Origin of the sequence: Streptomyces phytophilus, assembly GCF_013870535.1 — a bacterium.
Lineage (GTDB): Bacteria > Actinomycetota > Actinomycetes > Streptomycetales > Streptomycetaceae > Streptomyces > Streptomyces phytophilus.
Window position 1 is genome coordinate 1 of the sequence record NZ_JACBXC010000035.1, and the last position, 16,947, is coordinate 16,947.

Annotated in this window: 15 protein-coding genes, 1 tRNA gene and 1 pseudogene; 15 read left to right on the forward strand and 2 right to left on the reverse strand. The window is 67.1% G+C overall.

Annotation, left to right across the window (positions count from 1 at the left end):
- The 9 genes and pseudogenes from H5J30_RS04470 to H5J30_RS04505 form a co-directional block, all read left to right on the forward strand.
- Positions 1 to 369: pseudogene (locus H5J30_RS04470) on the forward strand (hypothetical protein); the annotation flags it as partial.
- Positions 370 to 386: 17 nt separating this feature from the next.
- The gene (locus tag H5J30_RS36380) at positions 387 to 509 is read left to right on the forward strand and encodes a hypothetical protein (RefSeq protein WP_258563086.1); all 123 of its coding nucleotides are present in this window, start codon (positions 387 to 389) and stop codon (positions 507 to 509) included.
- Positions 510 to 1,205: 696 nt separating this feature from the next.
- A complete protein-coding gene (locus H5J30_RS04475; protein ID WP_181785839.1) occupies positions 1,206 to 2,306 on the forward strand; it encodes an HAD family hydrolase in 1,101 nt (366 codons plus the stop codon).
- Positions 2,303 to 3,304 (forward strand): alcohol dehydrogenase catalytic domain-containing protein, encoded by a 1,002-nt coding sequence (locus H5J30_RS04480; protein ID WP_181785840.1) that lies wholly within the window; start codon positions 2,303 to 2,305, stop codon positions 3,302 to 3,304. The genes H5J30_RS04475 and H5J30_RS04480 overlap by 4 nt, the downstream gene beginning before the upstream one ends.
- Before the next feature lie 16 nt (positions 3,305 to 3,320).
- Positions 3,321 to 4,472, forward strand: a complete 1,152-nt coding sequence (locus H5J30_RS04485) for a hypothetical protein (RefSeq protein WP_181785841.1) — start codon at positions 3,321 to 3,323, stop codon at positions 4,470 to 4,472.
- Positions 4,466 to 5,365, forward strand: a complete 900-nt coding sequence (locus tag H5J30_RS04490; RefSeq protein WP_181785842.1) for a radical SAM protein — start codon at positions 4,466 to 4,468, stop codon at positions 5,363 to 5,365. Before H5J30_RS04485 ends, H5J30_RS04490 begins: the two co-directional genes overlap by 7 nt.
- On the forward strand, positions 5,362 to 6,378 hold the full coding sequence (locus tag H5J30_RS04495) for a nucleotidyl transferase family protein (protein ID WP_181785843.1): 1,017 nt from the start codon (positions 5,362 to 5,364) through the stop codon (positions 6,376 to 6,378). The genes H5J30_RS04490 and H5J30_RS04495 overlap by 4 nt, the downstream gene beginning before the upstream one ends.
- 827 nt (positions 6,379 to 7,205) lie before the next feature.
- A complete protein-coding gene (gene tyrS, locus H5J30_RS04500; RefSeq protein WP_181785844.1) occupies positions 7,206 to 8,606 on the forward strand; it encodes a tyrosine--tRNA ligase in 1,401 nt (466 codons plus the stop codon).
- A 340-nt stretch (positions 8,607 to 8,946) separates the two neighbouring features.
- Positions 8,947 to 9,480: an NUDIX domain-containing protein gene (locus H5J30_RS04505; RefSeq protein WP_181785845.1), complete on the forward strand. Its 534-nt coding sequence runs from the start codon at positions 8,947 to 8,949 to the stop codon at positions 9,478 to 9,480.
- On the opposite strand, the gene H5J30_RS04510 is transcribed toward H5J30_RS04505, so the two are convergent.
- A complete protein-coding gene (locus tag H5J30_RS04510; RefSeq protein ID WP_181785846.1) occupies positions 9,458 to 9,736 on the reverse strand; it encodes a helix-turn-helix domain-containing protein in 279 nt (92 codons plus the stop codon). The genes H5J30_RS04505 and H5J30_RS04510 overlap by 23 nt on opposite strands.
- A gap of 516 nt (positions 9,737 to 10,252) precedes the next feature.
- Here H5J30_RS04510 and H5J30_RS04515 point away from each other — a divergent pair.
- From H5J30_RS04515 to H5J30_RS04535, 5 genes are all read left to right on the forward strand, one after another.
- Complete coding sequence (locus tag H5J30_RS04515; RefSeq protein WP_181785847.1) at positions 10,253 to 10,486, forward strand: hypothetical protein; 234 nt, start codon at positions 10,253 to 10,255, stop codon at positions 10,484 to 10,486.
- Between the two features lie 447 nt (positions 10,487 to 10,933).
- Positions 10,934 to 12,190 (forward strand): tetratricopeptide repeat protein, encoded by a 1,257-nt coding sequence (locus tag H5J30_RS04520; protein WP_181785848.1) that lies wholly within the window; start codon positions 10,934 to 10,936, stop codon positions 12,188 to 12,190.
- A gap of 151 nt (positions 12,191 to 12,341) precedes the next feature.
- A complete protein-coding gene (locus H5J30_RS04525; protein ID WP_181785849.1) occupies positions 12,342 to 13,082 on the forward strand; it encodes a Crp/Fnr family transcriptional regulator in 741 nt (246 codons plus the stop codon).
- 614 nt (positions 13,083 to 13,696) lie between these two features.
- A complete protein-coding gene (locus H5J30_RS04530) occupies positions 13,697 to 13,894 on the forward strand; it encodes a helix-turn-helix transcriptional regulator (protein ID WP_181785850.1) in 198 nt (65 codons plus the stop codon).
- Positions 13,895 to 14,154: 260 nt separating this feature from the next.
- Positions 14,155 to 15,270, forward strand: a complete 1,116-nt coding sequence (locus H5J30_RS04535) for a tyrosine-type recombinase/integrase (protein ID WP_309505430.1) — start codon at positions 14,155 to 14,157, stop codon at positions 15,268 to 15,270.
- A gap of 252 nt (positions 15,271 to 15,522) precedes the next feature.
- Here the strand turns inward: H5J30_RS04535 and H5J30_RS04540 are convergent.
- A tRNA-Arg gene (locus H5J30_RS04540) sits at positions 15,523 to 15,595 on the reverse strand.
- A 294-nt stretch (positions 15,596 to 15,889) separates the two neighbouring features.
- Here H5J30_RS04540 and H5J30_RS04545 point away from each other — a divergent pair.
- Positions 15,890 to 16,947, forward strand: a 1,058-nt coding sequence (locus H5J30_RS04545) for a dynamin family protein (RefSeq protein ID WP_181785851.1), incomplete at its 3' end; no start/stop codon positions are given.

Here is a 16,947-nt window from a genome sequence, read left to right on the forward strand (position 1 = left end):
GTGATCCTGCGCCACCGCCACGCGATCCAGGGCGGCGAATCCATGGTCACCTCCACCTTCCACGACCAGGGTGCCGCCGCCGTGGTCAAGCAGGCCCTGGAGGCCGCCGGCATCCGCGGCCCGGCCCGCGTACGCGGCGTCATCCGCACCTCCCCACATCCCCCCGTGGTCATCACCGCCATCAACGCCCACATCTGCGGGTTCGCCTGCGCCACAGCGGCCGGCGCGGACTACCTCGGGCAGTTCATCGGCGGCCTGTTCGGCAGGCCCGTCGACCACAACCGACTGCGCTACGCGCCCCACGTCCGCCTGGCCCAGCACCACGCGCCGCTCAGCGTCCACGGCGCCCCAGCCCGCACCTGGAACTAGAAGAGGAGCAAAACGCCGTGACCGGAAACGACCACGAGCGAGAACACCGGCGGCAGTGGCTCGTCATCGGGCTCCTGGCCCTCACCACGGTGCTGCTCAGCGCCGCAGCAAACCTGCTCGTGCTCTCGCTGCTGCTGTAGCCGCGGACTCGACACCCGGGGCCGCCATCGGTGGGGGACAGGCGACCCCGGCCCGGCCGGTTTCCCCAGCGGCAACAAACCGCCCGCGAAGGAAACCGGCCCTGCGGGGGTGGATCACCGTGAACAGGACACGGGCACGGTGATCCACCCCCGACCCCCAGTCCACCACCCACGAGAAAGGGAACCACGATTCTCCACACTGCCCCCAAAGCGGGTTCACGGAACCGGATAAGAATCCGCAACCCGAAATTTCGCAAACTCGTTACCACGGCGAAGGAACAGGGCTTCATATTCGGTACCGCGCACGGCCCGATCGTCTACCTTATGTGCCCCCAATGCGCGGAGAAGCTAACCTTCTCCAGGATGGTCGCGGATCATGATCTCACCGCCTACCGAAACTACGTGAGCCTCATACGAGCCCACGGACTGACCTATAAAGGCCGCCGCGGCGAACACACCGCCCGCCCCCGCCGCACAGAAGCACAACACAATGAAGGGGAACCCAACGGGAGCACCGTGACTCACCCGGCAAAGCGCAGGCCGAAGAAGCGCACCAAGCAACATAGACGCTGATCGAGACGAGGAGGAAACCCCGCGAGGTTTCGAACCGCCCACGTCGCGTGCAGGCGCGGCGATCAGCTATTCAAGAAATCCACATCCACAAACGAAGCCTTCGACTGGAGCAGCTTTCCCTACATGCCACAACCCAGCACCATCCACGTAGAGGACGACGCCGGCCGCCGCCACAACGGTCTCGCCCGCAGCATCGAGGCCATAGCCCGCGAGTGCACCCTGCTCGTCGAGAACATCACCGACCTGCCGCTGCTTCACCGGGGCAAGGGCCACCGAGAGCGTCTTTTCACCACCGAGATACAAGAACTTGCACCCTCCGTGGGGCACCGTCGCGCCGTGCGGAAGCAACAGCAGAAGCTGCACAGCAGAGAGGGCGGATTCGGGCTGTGGCCCGGGTCGCAGACGATCCTCTCAGCGTGGGGCGGTACCGAGATCTTGATTCTGCCGAAGGGGTTGCGCCACGCCGGGTTCTGCAACGACGACAGCCGGCTGCATCTGGCTATGGCCCACGAGCTGCCGTGGTCCACAGATGGGAATTTCAGTGCGGTGATACTCGATCTCTTCGGCACACTCGTGGCGGCACCCACCGTTGTTGAACGGGGCGCCGCCGCAGCCCAGTTCGCCGATGTTCTGGGCGTACCTTCGAAGGCTGTCGAGACGGCGCTGTCCGGCAGCTGGCGGGCGAGGCATGGCGGGCAGTTGAGGTCGACAGCCGAGGTCGCCGCATACCTCGTCGCACGTTGCGAAGCCCCTTCCTTCCGCGCGTACGAGCTGGAACGTCTCATGGGTCGGCTGGCCCGCGAACGGCTCCAGGCTGACGCCAGTCTTCTGAGGGCCCTGGTGGAGCTACGGCAACGGGGGCTCAGGCTGGGCGTCCTCAGCGATGCGTCACCCGACATCGCAGAAACATGGAGGCACAGCTGTCTCTTCCCGCTTTTCGATGCTGCCGTGTTCAGTTGCCGAGTAGGCGAGGTGAAACCCGCTCCAGCACTCTTCGACGCGGTACTTGGCGCTCTGGATGTCCCCCCGGCGCAGATCCTCTACTGCGGTGATGGCGGTGGCGACGAGCTGGCCGGCGCGGAGCGCGCCGGGATGCAAGCCGTTCGCGTGGAGCGCCGTGGCGAGCCGGACGCCCTGGCGTTCGGCGAGACCGCCTGGCACGGCAGAGCGATTCTCGGGGTAGAGGCTCTCCCGCGGCTGCTGAACACACGGAGCCCGCAATGAACACCCCGTACGCCTGGGCGGTGGAAGACGGCGCTTTGCGCCGGCTTCCCGCACCGGTATACACGCAGCCGTTCGGCGATACGACGATCGTCGAGATCCGCTATACGGGTGTGTGCGGGAGCGATGTCGCGAAGCTCACGCACCCGTGGCAGGGCCGGCTGCCGGAGCCCTGGTATCCCGGGCACGAGATCGTCGGGGTCGACACGGACTCGGGGCAGTGGGGCGTAGTCGACCCGCTGGTGCCCTGTCGTTCTTGCCACTATTGCGACCGTGGCCACGTGCACCTTTGCCCCAGGTTGCGGCGCATCGGCTGGGATCTCCCCGGTGGTCTCGCCGGTGCTGTGCGGGTACCTCGCGACAATTTCGTCGCGCTGCCCCCCTTGCCCGATCCGGCACATGGGGTACTTGCCGATGCGATGGCGGTGGCATTGCACGGGGTCCGCTGCGGTCTCCAGATGCCTCTGGGCCGGCTCGGCGTCATCGGGGGCGGCGTCGTCGGGGTGTGTACGGCAATCTGCGCGGCACAGGCCGGGTGGGATGTCCACATGCTGGTCAGAGAGCCTTCGCGGTCACATCAACTGAGTTACGTCCTCAGTTCAGGCATCGGCCTTCACCACGCCGACCTGCCGCCGTGTGATGTTGTCGTGGATGCCGCGTCCGGTGGAAGTGATTCCTCTCTCCGTCTGGCGCTGAGCGCGATTCGTGATGGCGGAACGGTACTCGTCCAAAACGCCTTTGCACCCCGAGTGCTTCTCTCAGTCCCCGTACGGGACGTGTTCCGGCGCTCGATCACTCTGCGCGGCTCGTTCTCATACTGCCGCGCGGACGGTCACGACGATTTCCGCGATGCCACCGTGGTGCTCGCGAAGGGCGGCGAATGGGCGCCGCTGATGACCCGGGACAAGTTCCCCCTGAGCAACCTGCCGGAGGGGCTGGCAGCCCTGGAGAGCCTCTCCCGGCATCGCCCGTTCAAGATTCTACTTGCGACCGACATCTGAGGAATGGAGTCACGTTATGGCGGCGGCAGCACCCTTGCTGGTTCAGCAGATGAACTCCCCAGCCGACATCGCGCCCAGCGATGTCCACGACGGCCTCACGAGTATTCTCGCGTTACCAGAGGGCCGCATCCGCGATGTGATGCTGGGCAGTGTCCTCACCGGCCTGCTTTTGCGGGGTCCGAGGCTGGACGAGGTCGAAGCAGCGATCTGTGCCGCGACCGCTCTGGACCGACCTGGCTGGGATGTTCACCAGCCCCCCGCAGGCGTGCGGTTCATCGGCTACACGGGCAGCGGGAAGAAGACCTTCAAGACGATCAACCTGAGTACGACCGCAGCGCTCGTGGCGGCGACAGGGGGAGCGTACGTCGCGAAACTCGGATCGCGCAGCGCATCGTCGGAGACCGGATCACGCGACTTCATCGACTGCGTGGGAGCGGCGAGCGACACCCTTTCGCACCGGGAGATGGTGGACATCACGGCGCAGGTCGGCTTCGGGTTCTTCTCCATCGAGGCCAGGGTCCCCGAGTTCGACCGGCGCTACGGAGGCCGGTTCCAGGCTGTGCACGCTCTTAGCCTTGGTCTCCCCGCGCTCCTCAGCCCGGTCACCTGCGCCGCGACCGTGTACGGCCTCTCACACCCGGCGGTCGGCGCTTCCGCCCGCTTGCTGTCGCGGCTCGGTCTGCCGGATGTCACAGTGATCAACTCAAGCACCGGCCAGACGACTCAGGTCGACGAACTGCTTCCCGGAAGTACCGTACGGGCCTGCAGGATCAGCGCCGGCGTCGAGGAGCTGGCCTTCAACGACGCCGTACGCCGCGGCGCGGCCTCGATGCCGCCGGACCTGACGGCCGTCACTCAGCACCGGGATCCCGTGGAGAACGCCGCGGCATCGATCCACGTGCTGGCCGGCCGCGGCACCGGTCAGGCTCGGTACGCGGTCGCCCTCAACGCAGCCCTCCTCCTTGCCGTGTCCGGGGTGGCTTCCACCATCGAGGACGGGATCGACGAGGCCCTCTCCATCATCGACGCGGGCGCGGCCTTGGACACGCTCCAGCAGTTCGTGAAGGTCACTGGTGGTACCCCACGGCGCCTCCACTCGCTCCTGCGACCCAGGTTCGCGCCCACCCTCCCCGTCAGCCGCAGCGCCGAGGAGACGACGCCGTGCTGACGCACGAGGAACTCACGACCGTCCACCTGGTTCTCAACACCGACTGCAACGCCTGGGCCCTGAAACCGACCAGCCGCTCACCGGGCGTGTGCCGTTTCTGCTACCGCGAACGCAACCGGGTCGCGGCAGTCGATGCGGACACCGTCCGCCGCGTCATCGACCGCGTCCGGTCGGAGTCCGAAGCCCGCCGGTGCGTCTTCACCGGCGGCGACCCCGTCATGCCGTACGACAACCATCTGGAGGTCGCTCTCCGGCACGCCACCGAGGTCGGCTTCGAGACGAACCTTCACACCAACGGGCTTCTCCTGGCCGAGCGTTATGCGGCACTCCGTAACCACGTGAGCATCTACTCCCTGGCAGTCGACGGCGCAACCGCCGAGACGGCCGACTGGTTCCGCGGGCACGGGTACTACGAACGGTTTCTCGCCAACGTCGAGTTCCTCACCGCGGACCTGCGACGGCTGGCGTTCAACACGTTCACCACGGCCGGCTCCGTGAAGGAACTGCCCCTCCTCGCGCAGCTCATTGCGGGCGTCACCCGACGGACAGACGTCGAGTACTGGCTGATCTCGCAGTACCGGCCCATCGGCCGTGCGAACCCCCGGAAAGCAGCCCTCTACGCCTTCGACCGTGACGACTTCGCACCCGCCGTGGACGACGTACGCGACAGGGTCGAGGGGGTGGCGATCTTCGCCCAGCCCACGCGCGCCCCACAGGACCCGTACCCGTTCCGCGTCTGGGTTCTCGTAGACGGGACGGTCACTGCAGACCTCGGCAGCGTCGAGGCCCCCCACAACGAGGTACTCGGCGACCTTCTGGTCGACGGCTTCGAGCCGCTGGTCCGTCGGGCCCGTGCTCTCCGAAGGCAGACACAGTCGGAAGGAATCGCATGAAGTTCGACGCCCCGTACTACGAGAAGGTCATCGACCACCACCGCTACGAGCGTTTGGGCCTTGGCACCATCGACTTCCATCTCGCGGGGATGAGCCCGAACGATCTGCGGACGAAGTGGGTGTGCCACACAGCAGCGCGCAAGTTCGCCCAGGCAGTCGACGACGGGCAGCCCACCCTCGTCACCACCGGGATCGGTCTCGGGGGGCCGCCCCACGCCGGCACCCTCTTCCAACTCTTGCGCGCGATCAAGCTGCAGCACTGCGGTCTTGATGTCCAGATCGTGCTCGGCGACCTCGACTCTCACAACGCCCGGCGCACCCCTCTGCACAAGGTCCGCAAGCTCGCCGATCAGTACGAGGAGTTCGTCCTGGGCCTCGGGTTCGACGCCAAGCGCGGGGTGCTGCGCAGGCAGGAGAGCGAGACCGAGGTCATGGCGACCGCGTTCCTGCTCGCCCGCTATCTGGACGACGACGACTTCCACCAGGCGGAGGAGGATCTAGCGGGCTTTTACCGCAGCCACGGAGTGTTCGACCACCTCAACTACGGCATGAAGCAGTCCATCCTGCTCATGGCCGCGGACTTCATTCATCCCCTCCGGGAGGGCCGTCACGTCTTGGTCTCCCTCGGCGTGGACGAGCACAAGTACGTCGCCCTCGCCCGACGCGGAGCGGAACGCTGGGGCCTGCCCGCGGCGCGGTTGTCCGGCATCTACACCAGAATGATCCCCGGTCTCAGCGGTCTCCCCAAGATGAGCAAGAGCATCCCCGGTTCCGGGATCGACGCCTCCATGCGCGCCGACGACATCCGTGCCCTGCTCAACGCGGATACCGGCACCGCAGCCGCGGACGACGGCTCCGCGCTGCTCCAGATGTACACGTGCCTGCCCGAGGTTGACGGCCGGCAATACGACCGGGTGCTGGCCGCGTACCACGCAGGAGGAAATGAATGGGACACCCTACGTGAGCAACTCGTCGAGCGGATAGTCTCGCTGTTCGCCCACTGGCCGATGTGACAGGAGAGCCACCGTGACTCTCCCGACCGAGGACGCTGCAGTCCCTCTGCCCCCCTCACAGGGCACCTGCCCAAGCGGGACACACCACACGAGGGGCTCGTAGCCGAACCCGAATGCGTCGACTGGTCCCGCGGCCATCCGACTCTCTTCGGAAAGACCTTCGTGCCCTCGGAGAGGGTTGCTGAACGGCCCACCACCAGGAGACCACGCCGTCCGGATGACGAGTTCCTCGCCCACAGGAGACAGGAACGCCGGACGATTCCACGCGGATACGCCCGTGTGAAGGGAGTCGACTGGTGAACACCCCGCCACACGTGCCGGACATGAGAGATTTGCGCAACTCCCGACCTGTAGCTTGCCCGTAACCGAAGACAACCCAGAAATCGGTAAGCAGGAGATGCTGACCTTCGCGAGGTCACCGTAGACGGGGATGGCACTCACTCGGCGAACGCTGACCGAGCACCGTTTCCGTTTCGCTGGGGCCTCGGCGCCTTCGGCCGAGGTTGACATATGGAGAACTCTGCTGCTTCACCGGCTGATTGCTCCAACTTCCGGGGCCTCGGTTTCGATCACGAGGGAATCCGTCACATGGCAAAGAGGTTGCGGGGATGCTGTGGGCGTGCTCGCACACGTGCCGCACAATGCCGAGGACTCCGCTCCCTCATTGGTATCGCCTCGGGTCGGCCACTGGGACGACGCACAGCGCCCCTGGAGGTGCGTCCATTCCTGGGCATTGCGGTGATGGGCGGATGGTAGCGATGATAAAATCGCGGCTTCCGACCCGTACTGGTTAGGCCAGTCTTCCGACCCAGGAGCGCATCGCCGCCATGAGCCGTTTGAATCAGTCCGTTGCCCGTGTCATGCACATTCTCGATGGGGCGGACCTGGGCGCGGACTATACGGCTGCGGAGCTGCTCACCGAGACGGCGGCGAGGCGCACTCTCAACCTCTCCGATCTCTCCCCTCAGGAGCAGGCAGCCCTGGTCGCAGGGCGTGCGACCAACCTGATCCCCTCGACCACAGTCCTCGCGGAGAAGATCGAGGCCGCGCAAGCGGCGGGACGGCCGTTCGTCGTCAAGTACGGCATCGACCCGACATCGCCCGACGTCCACCTCGGCCACGCAGTGCCGATCGTCATCGCTGGCCGGCTCCAGCGGATGGGGCACCACGTCGTCTTCATCATCGGCGACGTCACAGCCAAGATCGGCGACCCGTCGGGACGCTCCTCGGAGCGTCCGCCCCTTTCCGACGAGGACATCGCCCGCAACCTGCGCGGCTACCAGCAGCAGGTCTCGCCGTTCATCGACTTCGAGCGCGCCAACTTGCGCTTCAACGGCGAGTGGCTGAACAAGGTCACCTTGCCCGAACTCGTCGGCGTCCTCGCGCGGATCCCGGTCTCCATGTCGCTCCAGCGCGAGGACTTCCGTACCAGGCTCGCCAAGGGCCACGGCCTGTCCGTCGCCGAGTTCGTCTACTCCGTCGTCATGGCATGGGACTCGGTGGCGATCCACGCCGACGTCGAGTTGGGCGGTGTGGACCAGCTGCTGAACCTCCAGATGTGCCGCAAGGTCATGGAGATCTCGGACCAGGCCCCCGAGGTCGTCATCACCACCCCGCTCATCGAGGGCACGGACGGCACGGGCACCAAGATGAGCAAGAGCAAGGGCAACTACGTGGGCCTGACGGCCTCGCCTGACGACGTCTACGGCCGGCTGATGTCCATCCCCGACCACCTGACCGAGCAGTATCTCCAACTGCTCACCGAGTGGACGGACGACGAGATCCGTGTGATCGCCAAGCGCCTGGAGGCGGGAACCGCCCACCCCATGGCCGTCAAGCGCATCCTCGCCGGCGACCTGGTTGCCGCACTTCACGGCCTGGATGCGGCCACATCGGCACGGGCAGAGTTCACAGCGCGATTCTCGAAGCGCTCCTTCGGCGACGTCCACAACCTCCCGGTCCTTGTCCTGAAGGACCACGCCGACGACAGGATCGGGGCCCTGGTCAGAACATTGGACTTCGCAACCAGCACCTCCGCCGTGCGCCGCGTAGCCCAGCAAAAGGGTCTCCGCTTGATCTGCGAATCAGAGGGAAGCCAGCAGACCATCCACCTTACCGAGGCTTCCGTCCAGCAGACGCTCGGTGATGTCGTCAGCGCAGCAGGGGACCTTGGAGGGGCCAAGCTGTACCTGAAAGTGGGACGCAAGGTCGCCCGTATCAAGATCTGATGCCCTTGGCGCTTGGCAGGCCCGGGTATATGACGCAGCGTTCGATAGACCGAAACAAGATCTGAAGCGGGTCCGGCTCCCAGAGGGTGCGCATGTCGATGCCAAGGCGGCACATGCCTGCTCCAGGAGCATGGCTGGTCGTCATTTCGAAACACCACGCGTCGTCGGGGAGATGCTCAGCCCCACGTGAATCGGACGTATGCCCCTGCGTGCTCGGCAGCCAGCGTCAAGTCCTCCTGGAGAGCGACAGGCCCTCGTGCCGTTCCATGCTCGAACGCCGGCAGGCGGCAGGGCGCCGTTCTGGGATGCTTGAAGCACTCAGACGAGAGGGGCGATGCCCGTGCAGTGGAAGACGTTCGGGGAGCGGCGCATCTACGCGAACCATTGGGTGAACCTGGATCTTGTTGACGTTCAGCAGCCGGACGGGCGGCGCTGGGAACACCATGTGCTGCGTCTTCGTGACTTGGCCGTGACCGCCGTGGTCGGCGAACACCAAGACGTGCTGATGCTGTGGCGTCACCGCTTAATCACCGACACGTGGGCTTGGGAGTTGCCCATGGGACTGATCGAGGAGGGGGAGACCCCACAGGAGGCGGCGGCCCGCGAGGCGATGGAGGAGACGGGTTGGCGCCCGGGTCCTATGAGGCCACTGATTTACGCGGAGCCAGCCAACGGCATCACCGACTCGCGCCATCACGTGTTCCGTGCCGATAGCGCCACCTACGAGGGGGAACCCTCCGAGAAGAATGAGGCAGACCGCGTCGAATGGATTCCTCTCGACCAGATCAGGGACATGGTCGACCGTCGAGAGATCGTCAGCAGCGGGTCTCTCGTGGGTCTGCTCTATCTGCTCATGGATGAGGCCATTCACTGATTTTCGCGGGTAGCGCGTCACGTAGCCGCGCTTCGAATGTACTGCTCCGTTTTCGGTGGCCGGTCGTGAAGGCTAAGAGTTCGCCCCCAGTGTTGAGGGCCATGTCGAGTGGAGCGGCGATATCCTCGGTCGGTTTCCTTTGCCCGGACTCAAGATCCCCTACGTAGCTCTTGCTGCAATGGGCGAGTTGGGCAACCGTTCGCAGGGAGCGGGTACCGCGCAGGCGCCGCAGCGTTTGCCCGAACGTCTCCTTCATCCTGGCCCCTCCCGGTCCGCAGATGTCCGCAATTGCTGCGTACACCTGCGGACAGGCAACGTCTTCCGTCAATCCGCCTTGCGGGAAATGCTACTCCTGGGCGTTGGCCGTTGGCGGCGCTTCCGAACCCGACCTGTGAGGCGATGAGTGATGCCAGGTAAGCCTCGCCCGCCCCCGCGACGTAACTCACGCGTGAAGAGTGGGCGAGTGGGCGGGCCGCCGTTCAGTCGGCTCCGGCGGCCCGCCCTGCGCCCAGCCGATCTCGATGCCTCCCTGCCGGAGAGGCGGGCGCGTGCCGGGTTCGTTGATGGGCACCGTGGGCTGGGCCGGCACCGAGGTGCACGAGATGTCCTCCGTCGGTGCAGCACTTGCCGGACCACCCGCTCAGCCAGAAGCACGCACCGCACTACCACCTCCCCGGCCGCCGGGCCCCCCTCCGGCGCCGACACCGTCAGACGCCCGGGCGCGGCGAGTGAGTACCTACCCGACACGAAGCGAAACGACTGACGAGAGATCATGATCCGCAACCACGTGCCCACACGCGACCGCAACGACGCCGACGCCGGCCGACAGGGCCCCGTTGGGCTCCTCACCGGCCCGTACCAGCCGCCGTCCCCGCTGCTGGCCCTGGCCGGCACCGACCCCGCCAGCGTGGTCCTTCACGTCGACGGCCGAGCCCCCGAAGAACTGGCCGAGGAAATCATCCGCACTGTGCGGACGAAAGCCGCCGAGATGGCCCTGCAAACCTGAACGCCGAAAGACTCCCGTCTCGCGCTTTGGTCCGGCGCGAGACGGGGACAAGGCGGAGCGCTGACGGCGGTGCTCTGCCCTCGAACCCGCGGCCGTCGGCCGAACACCGCGTCTGCCGAGGAGGTATCCCCCGGCCTCCGCCTGATGCTGGTCGGCCGGCGCCGCGGGCCTCGGGACGCACCGGCACGGAGTGCGTGTACGTCCCCAGCGCCTGCGCGCCCCGTACACGGGCGGGGTCGAAGGCACAGCCCGCCTCCTCCTGCGGTCCCACCACCAACGCCAAGGGCTCATCGCGCCGACCACCGCCCCCGCATCGCCGACGGCGGTGACGTCGGCGAAGAGCACCGGCGTCCCTCCACCTCCACCGGAGTGATCATGACTACTGCTGATCGTGCCTACGGGAGCCTTGATCCCCAAACGGCCCAGGTCTACCGCCGCGTGGGATCGATGACCACCCTCGATACCGACGGCCACATGACGGCCGCGGCCTGCAACCTCCCCTTGCGCCAGGCCGACTTGACCTTGAAGAGCCTCGCCGAGGCAGGGCTGCTGGAAGACCGCGGTGCCCACCCGGTCCGCGGCCGGATCTACACCCTGCACGACGAACTGCGCGAGCACGCCCGCCGCTGCAGCCGTCAGCAGGACGGCACTGCCGTCATCGACAGAACACGGCGCCGCACGCTGGACTGGCTGCTCACCGTATCCACGGCTATCGAGAAGCAGGTCACACCCCATCACCGCACCGACGACGTAGGCCGCGACTTCCGCTACCCGCCCGCGCCCGAGACGCTGCCGCAGTTCGGGGACAACACCTCGGCACTGGCGTGGTTTGAGGCACTGCACCACAACTTCATGGCCGCCCTCCGCGCTGCCGCAGCCGCGAACCCGCGTCAGGCCGTCATCTACCAGCTGGTTCACGCCTGGTGGCCTTGGTGGCACCACCGCCAGCACTACGTCCTGTGGGCAGAGGCCCACCAACTCGCCGCAGAGGCAGCCCAGTTGTCGGGCGACCTCCTCGCGGAGCGGGAGATCCTCAACGCCTCGGGCATCGGCCTGCGCGGCGACGCCCGCTACGACGAAGCCATCAGCAGGTTCAGCCGGGTACTGCAGATGGCCCGGGACGCCGAGGACAACCGCAGCGTCTCCCAAGCCGAGCACGAGCTGGGCGTGGCGTATCAGAGCGCCGGCCGCCCCGAGGAGGCCCTCCACTTCCTACGCGACGCGCTCCAACTCCGGCAAGCGATCGGCTACTCACGCGGCGTTGCCCTGACCCGAATCGTCCTGGGCCAGGTCTACCTCGACCTCGGGCAGGCCGAACGGGCGGTGGCTGCCTGGACCAAAGCCCGCCGCGCCCTTCGCGAGCTGGGCGAGACCTTCGAGTCGGCCCGCGCACTGGCGTTCCTCGGCCACGCCAGCGCCCAGCAGCACGACTTCGCGACCGCGGAGGAACACCTGCACCAGGCTCGCGAGGAGGTCCTCCAATCCGGTGGCCATCCCCGATGGCTCGCCCGTATCTGGGAAATGCTCGGCCAGTGCGCCGCCGACCAAGGCCACCAGGAAGCCGCACACGACCACTACCAGCAGGCCATGCATTTGTTCGAGTCGATCAACCCACGCGACGCCCAACGGATCCGCGACCGCCTGGCCGACCTCGGAGCCGCCCCCGGCGACTCCGCCACCGTCAGCCGGCCTCCCGCCGATTGACGGCACCGGCCCAACGCACTGCGGCAAGTGGACTCACCCACCCAGGGATTTTCCGATGCCTGATTCCTGGGCTCCTGTCCCGGCGCCTACCGAACCCGCCTCCGCATACAACCTGCCAGCGAAGATTGCCGTGAAGGTGAGGGCAAGACCGATGAACGCCGCCACGAAGGACTGCGGCTTCCACCCCACGCAGGTCCTCGCCGGACAACGATCTTGGCCGGCTGGGAGCTTCCTGCAGTACCTCCCACACCGGCTGTGGCCGACGCTCGTGCAGGAATGGGGCCGCGAAGCCCGCACCTTCCAGCACGCCGAACGCCTGCCGCTCGACCCGGCCCGGCGAACGTGCTTCATCGTCCTGGGCGGCTTGGCCCGGGAAGAGCGCTACCCGATGGGCCCCGGCGGAGGTGTGCTCGCCCGGTTCCGCGGTCCGGGACAGTTCCTGGGCGAGGCCAACCTGATCGACGCCTGGTCCCCGATGCAGGTGTCCTGCGTGGGCACCACCTGGATCATGCCCTGCCCTGCGGGCCGCGTGAACCAGATGATGCGCGTGTACCCGCAGGTGCAGATCGCGCTGCTGCGGAGCCTGGAGGACCGCAACCGCACCGACGAGAAGATCTACCTCATGACCGGCCGGTCTCCACTCGCCCGCGTGGCCACGCTGCTGACACACCTGACCGACACCGCCGGCACCAGGACCCCTGCCGTCCCCGACCGGATCACGGTCAACGGACTCCGGCAAAGCGACATCACCCGCACCCTGCAACTCGGCAAATCCACCGTCGAAAACGTCCTGCACCGCCTGCGCGTCGACCACAAGGCGATCGACAGCCGGTACCGGCAACTCTTGGTAACCGACCCCCGTGCCCTGGAGCACATCTCCAGCACCGCATAACCCGACCCGGGCGGCGACAGCCGCGAAGCGCAACCTGTCGCCGACCCACGCCGATGCTGCCGCAAACCACGTCCGAATCGCGCTGTCGCGGCAGCCGGCGTCTCGAAGCCCCGGGGGCGGCCTTCTGCGGGGAAGGGATGCCCTGGGCACCGGCGGGGTCGATCTGGGCGTGCCGGTTCGCCGACGGCAGACAGGGTGATTGCGTAGAAGACTGGAACGACGTGGCGAAGCAAGCAAACCTAGAACGGGTCGAAGCAGCGCGACCACACTCTGCTGCTCCGATGAGGGATCGCGGCGCGGGGCAACATAGCCGACGATCGCCGGTTAGCCAAACCGGCGATCGTCACCATCATTGAGGGGTGTTCGCATTCGGCCCCCGCCTTGGCGGTGGAGCCGAGGCGAACGCTGGGGCAACCCGTGCAGTCGAGAGGGGGCGCGGAGTTGCCCTGCCCACGGCACACCCGCCGTGGGCAGCGCATACCATCAGAAGGCGTTTGATTTTCACGCGCTACGCGAGGTATTGGCGCTGTCCCTGCCGCCCCTCATTCCCCGCAAGGAAACCTGCCCATGCGTCGACACGTGACCTCGGACCTCTGGCTAGCTGCGAGAGGCTCATGGCAGTAGCGGTCAGAGCCGGTCAGAAGTTGACCGTTGATGAGGTCTGCGCCGAGTTGCAGATCGCTCGATCGACTTTCTACGACTGGCGGCAAAAAGGGCGTGGACCGCGCTGCATCCGTCTCCCCAATGGCTCCCTGCGGATACGGCGGGGCGATCTCGAAAACTGGCTCACTGATTGTGAGGATCACACCTGACAGCGATAACATTCAACGTCCGAATATTTAGTATCGAGCGCCGCAAGCGCAAGACGGGGCACAGCTACCGTGTCGTATGGGCCGTCGACAGGCGCAAGCACAGCGAGACCTACCCTACGAAGGGGCAGGCAGACGCCCGTCGCGCCGAACTGAAGACGGCGGCGAGCAGGGGAGAGCCCTTCAGTGCGACGACCGGGCTGCCGGTCAGCTTCGCCAGCAAGGCGGCGGAAAAGGGCTGGTACCCATTCGCGGTTGAGTACGTGGACTGGAAGTGGGCCCGAACCAGCGGGAACAGCCGTAAGAACACGGCCAAGGCGATGACCGCGGCCACAGTCGCTTTGCTTCGTACCCAGCCCGGCCAGTTTGACGATCGAGACGTCCGTACGGCGCTGCGGGAGTTCGCCTTCAACACGAAGCGGCGTAGGACGTCGGTGCCCGACGAGGTGAAAGAGATCCTCGACTGGGTCGAGCGCAACACGTTGCCGATGTCCGCCTGGGAGGACACGACCAAAGTCGAGCACGTGGTCGCGGCGATCAGCACGCTGCTTGACGGCACTGCAGCCGCAGCCAGCTCCGTGACCCGACACCGCCGCATCCTCAGCCTCGCCCTGGACCGCGCGGTCAAGCACAACATCCTGAGGACCAACCCGCTGGCGGCGCTGGGCAAGCGGGACAGCGGTCCGCGGGTGGGGCAGGCGATCAGCAAGCGGTCCCTGCTCAATCCGGCTCAGGTCACCGCGTTGCTGGAATGGATAGGCCGGCGGCCCCGCCGGGGACTTCTGTACCAGGCGTTCTTCGCCACCGTGTGCTACGCCGGACTACGTCCCGAGGAAGCCGTCGCGCTGCGTGTCGCCGACGCAGTCCTGCCCGACACGGGGTGGGGCGAGATCATCGTTCACAAGGCCCATCCCGAGGTAGGCGGCCACTGGACGGACAACGGAAAGGTGCACGAGGTCCGCGACCTGAAGGGCCGTGCCGAGGGCGACACCCGCACCGTGCCGATCCATCCAGATCTTGTCGCTCTCCTCCGCCGCATCATCGCCAAGTACGAACTCAAACCCGACGGGCTCCTCCTTCCCGGCGAAGGAGGGAAGACCCTGGCCGGCTCAGTCTACCGGCGTGTGTGGTACAAGGCCCGCGAGGCGGTCCTCGCACCACACGAGTACGCCTCTCCAGCTGGTAAGCGTGTGTACGACCTCCGCCATACCTGCCTCACCGGATGGCTGAACGCCGGCCTCCCCCCTGCGACGGTCGCGGAGTGGGCAGGGAACAGCGTCCCCGTCCTCCTGGCGATTTACGCCAGATGTGTCACTGGACAGTTGACCGACTACCTGAAACGGATCGAAGGGCTCCGGTACCTGCCGGCGGCGGCATGAGGCGGTCCGGGACCCGCGCGGGCGGGTCCCGGACCGCTCTGCTTTGTGCTCAGCAGCGTGGTGCCGCGCGGCGCTCAGGGGGTAGATTCCGGGGGACGCATAGGGGACAGCTAGCCGTCGAAACCCGTCTCCAGGCAGTGTCAGCCGGACAGAGAGCATGATCATCTATTGTCGCCGGGATGTCGGCTGCGGGGCGGGGGGTGGGTCTCTGACCTGCAGGTTGGCCCTCCCTGGGGGAGGAGGGCAGCCCTGCGCCCCCGGCAGGACTCGAACCTGCGACCAAGCGCTTAGAAGGCGCCTGCTCTATCCGCTGAGCTACGGGGGCCGGTGTGGCGTGGAACGGTGGCCGGGCTCGGCGGATCCGTGACCTTGCCAGGGGTCAAGGATAGGGCTCCGTTGAGCCACACCCGGTAGCTTCACTCCGGCACCACCTTGTGGAGGTTCAGTGAAGCGTCCCGATAATCGCAGGCGAGTGCGAATCGCGCACCGCTTTTTTCCGGGTGGTGCCGGTGGTGTTGTGCAGTCGTTATGCCCGCGTGGCGGAAGCTTCCGGGTTGAAGAAGGCGCGCTGCGGGGCTAAACGCTTTCAAATTCGGATGGAAGCGGGCATTCTTCGCATGTGGCGACCTCGGACGTACGGCCTGACCTGCTGAACGCACTCTCCGCGCTCCGCGAGTGCGTCGCCGCGGCGCGCTTTCCACTCCCCCTGCCGGGGGCGGACGGAGCGCGGCGGAGCAGAGCGGAACTGCTGGCCCAACTCGACGACTACCTGGTGCCCCGGCTGCACCGGCCGGACGCGCCGCTGCTCGCGGTGGTCGGCGGCTCGACGGGCGCGGGGAAGTCGACGCTCGTCAACTCGCTCGTCGGCAGATGCGTCAGCGAGTCCGGCGTGTTGCGGCCCACGACGCGGATGCCGGTGCTCGTCTGCCACCCCGACGACCAGTCCTGGTTCGCGGGGCAGCGGGTGCTGCCGCATCTGACGCGGGTGTGGATGCCGCGGCAGGACGCGGCGCACGGGCGCGTCGAGGCGTACGAGTCGTACGGCGCGTACGAGGCGCAGGAGGTCGCCGAGCCGTACGGGGCGCACGGGGACGAGGGGGACGGCCGCGGGTCGCGTGAGTCGTACGGGAGCGGCGGAGGTTCGCGCGGCGCGTACGGGAGCGGCGGTTCGCGCGCCCCGGAGGCGTACGGGGCGCACAGGGGTGCCTCCGCGGCGTACGGCGTGCGTGATCCGTACCGCACCCGGGACGCTCTGGCCGGGGACGGGCCGGGCCGGGGGGCCGCGACCTTCGGCGAGGGCGGCGGCGGGCCCGACGGGACGCTGCTGCGGATCGAGGTCGACGAGAACGTACCGAGCGGCCTCGCCCTCCTCGACGCCCCCGACATCGACTCCCTCGCCGGGCACGCGCGCGAGCTGGCCGCCGAGTTGGTGTGCGCCGCGGACGTGTGGGTGCTGGTGACGACCGCCTCCCGGTACGCGGACGCGGTGCCCTGGCACCTGCTGCGTACGGCGAAGGAGTACGACGTCAGCCTGGTCACCGTGCTCGACCGCGTGCCGCACCAGGTCGCCGGCGAGATCTCCCTGCAGTACGCGACGCTGCTGCGCAAGGCCGGGCTTTGCGACGTGCCGCGCTTCACCGTTCCCGAACTCCCCGAGTCCGCGGGCGGCGGCAGCGG

Coding starts and splice junctions, on each gene's coding strand:
- H5J30_RS04525 (WP_181785849.1), top strand. CDS start 12,342: ATGAACGCCGCCACGAAGGACTGCGGCTTCCACCCCACGCAGGTCCTC.
- H5J30_RS04480 (WP_181785840.1), top strand. CDS start 2,303: ATGAACACCCCGTACGCCTGGGCGGTGGAAGACGGCGCTTTGCGCCGG.
- H5J30_RS04530 (WP_181785850.1), top strand. CDS start 13,697: ATGGCAGTAGCGGTCAGAGCCGGTCAGAAGTTGACCGTTGATGAGGTC.
- H5J30_RS04510 (WP_181785846.1), bottom strand. CDS start 9,736: ATGAAGGAGACGTTCGGGCAAACGCTGCGGCGCCTGCGCGGTACCCGC.
- tyrS (WP_181785844.1), top strand. CDS start 7,206: ATGAGCCGTTTGAATCAGTCCGTTGCCCGTGTCATGCACATTCTCGAT.
- H5J30_RS04520 (WP_181785848.1), top strand. CDS start 10,934: ATGACCACCCTCGATACCGACGGCCACATGACGGCCGCGGCCTGCAAC.
- H5J30_RS04495 (WP_181785843.1), top strand. CDS start 5,362: ATGAAGTTCGACGCCCCGTACTACGAGAAGGTCATCGACCACCACCGC.
- H5J30_RS04515 (WP_181785847.1), top strand. CDS start 10,253: ATGATCCGCAACCACGTGCCCACACGCGACCGCAACGACGCCGACGCC.
- H5J30_RS04485 (WP_181785841.1), top strand. CDS start 3,321: ATGGCGGCGGCAGCACCCTTGCTGGTTCAGCAGATGAACTCCCCAGCC.
- H5J30_RS04475 (WP_181785839.1), top strand. CDS start 1,206: ATGCCACAACCCAGCACCATCCACGTAGAGGACGACGCCGGCCGCCGC.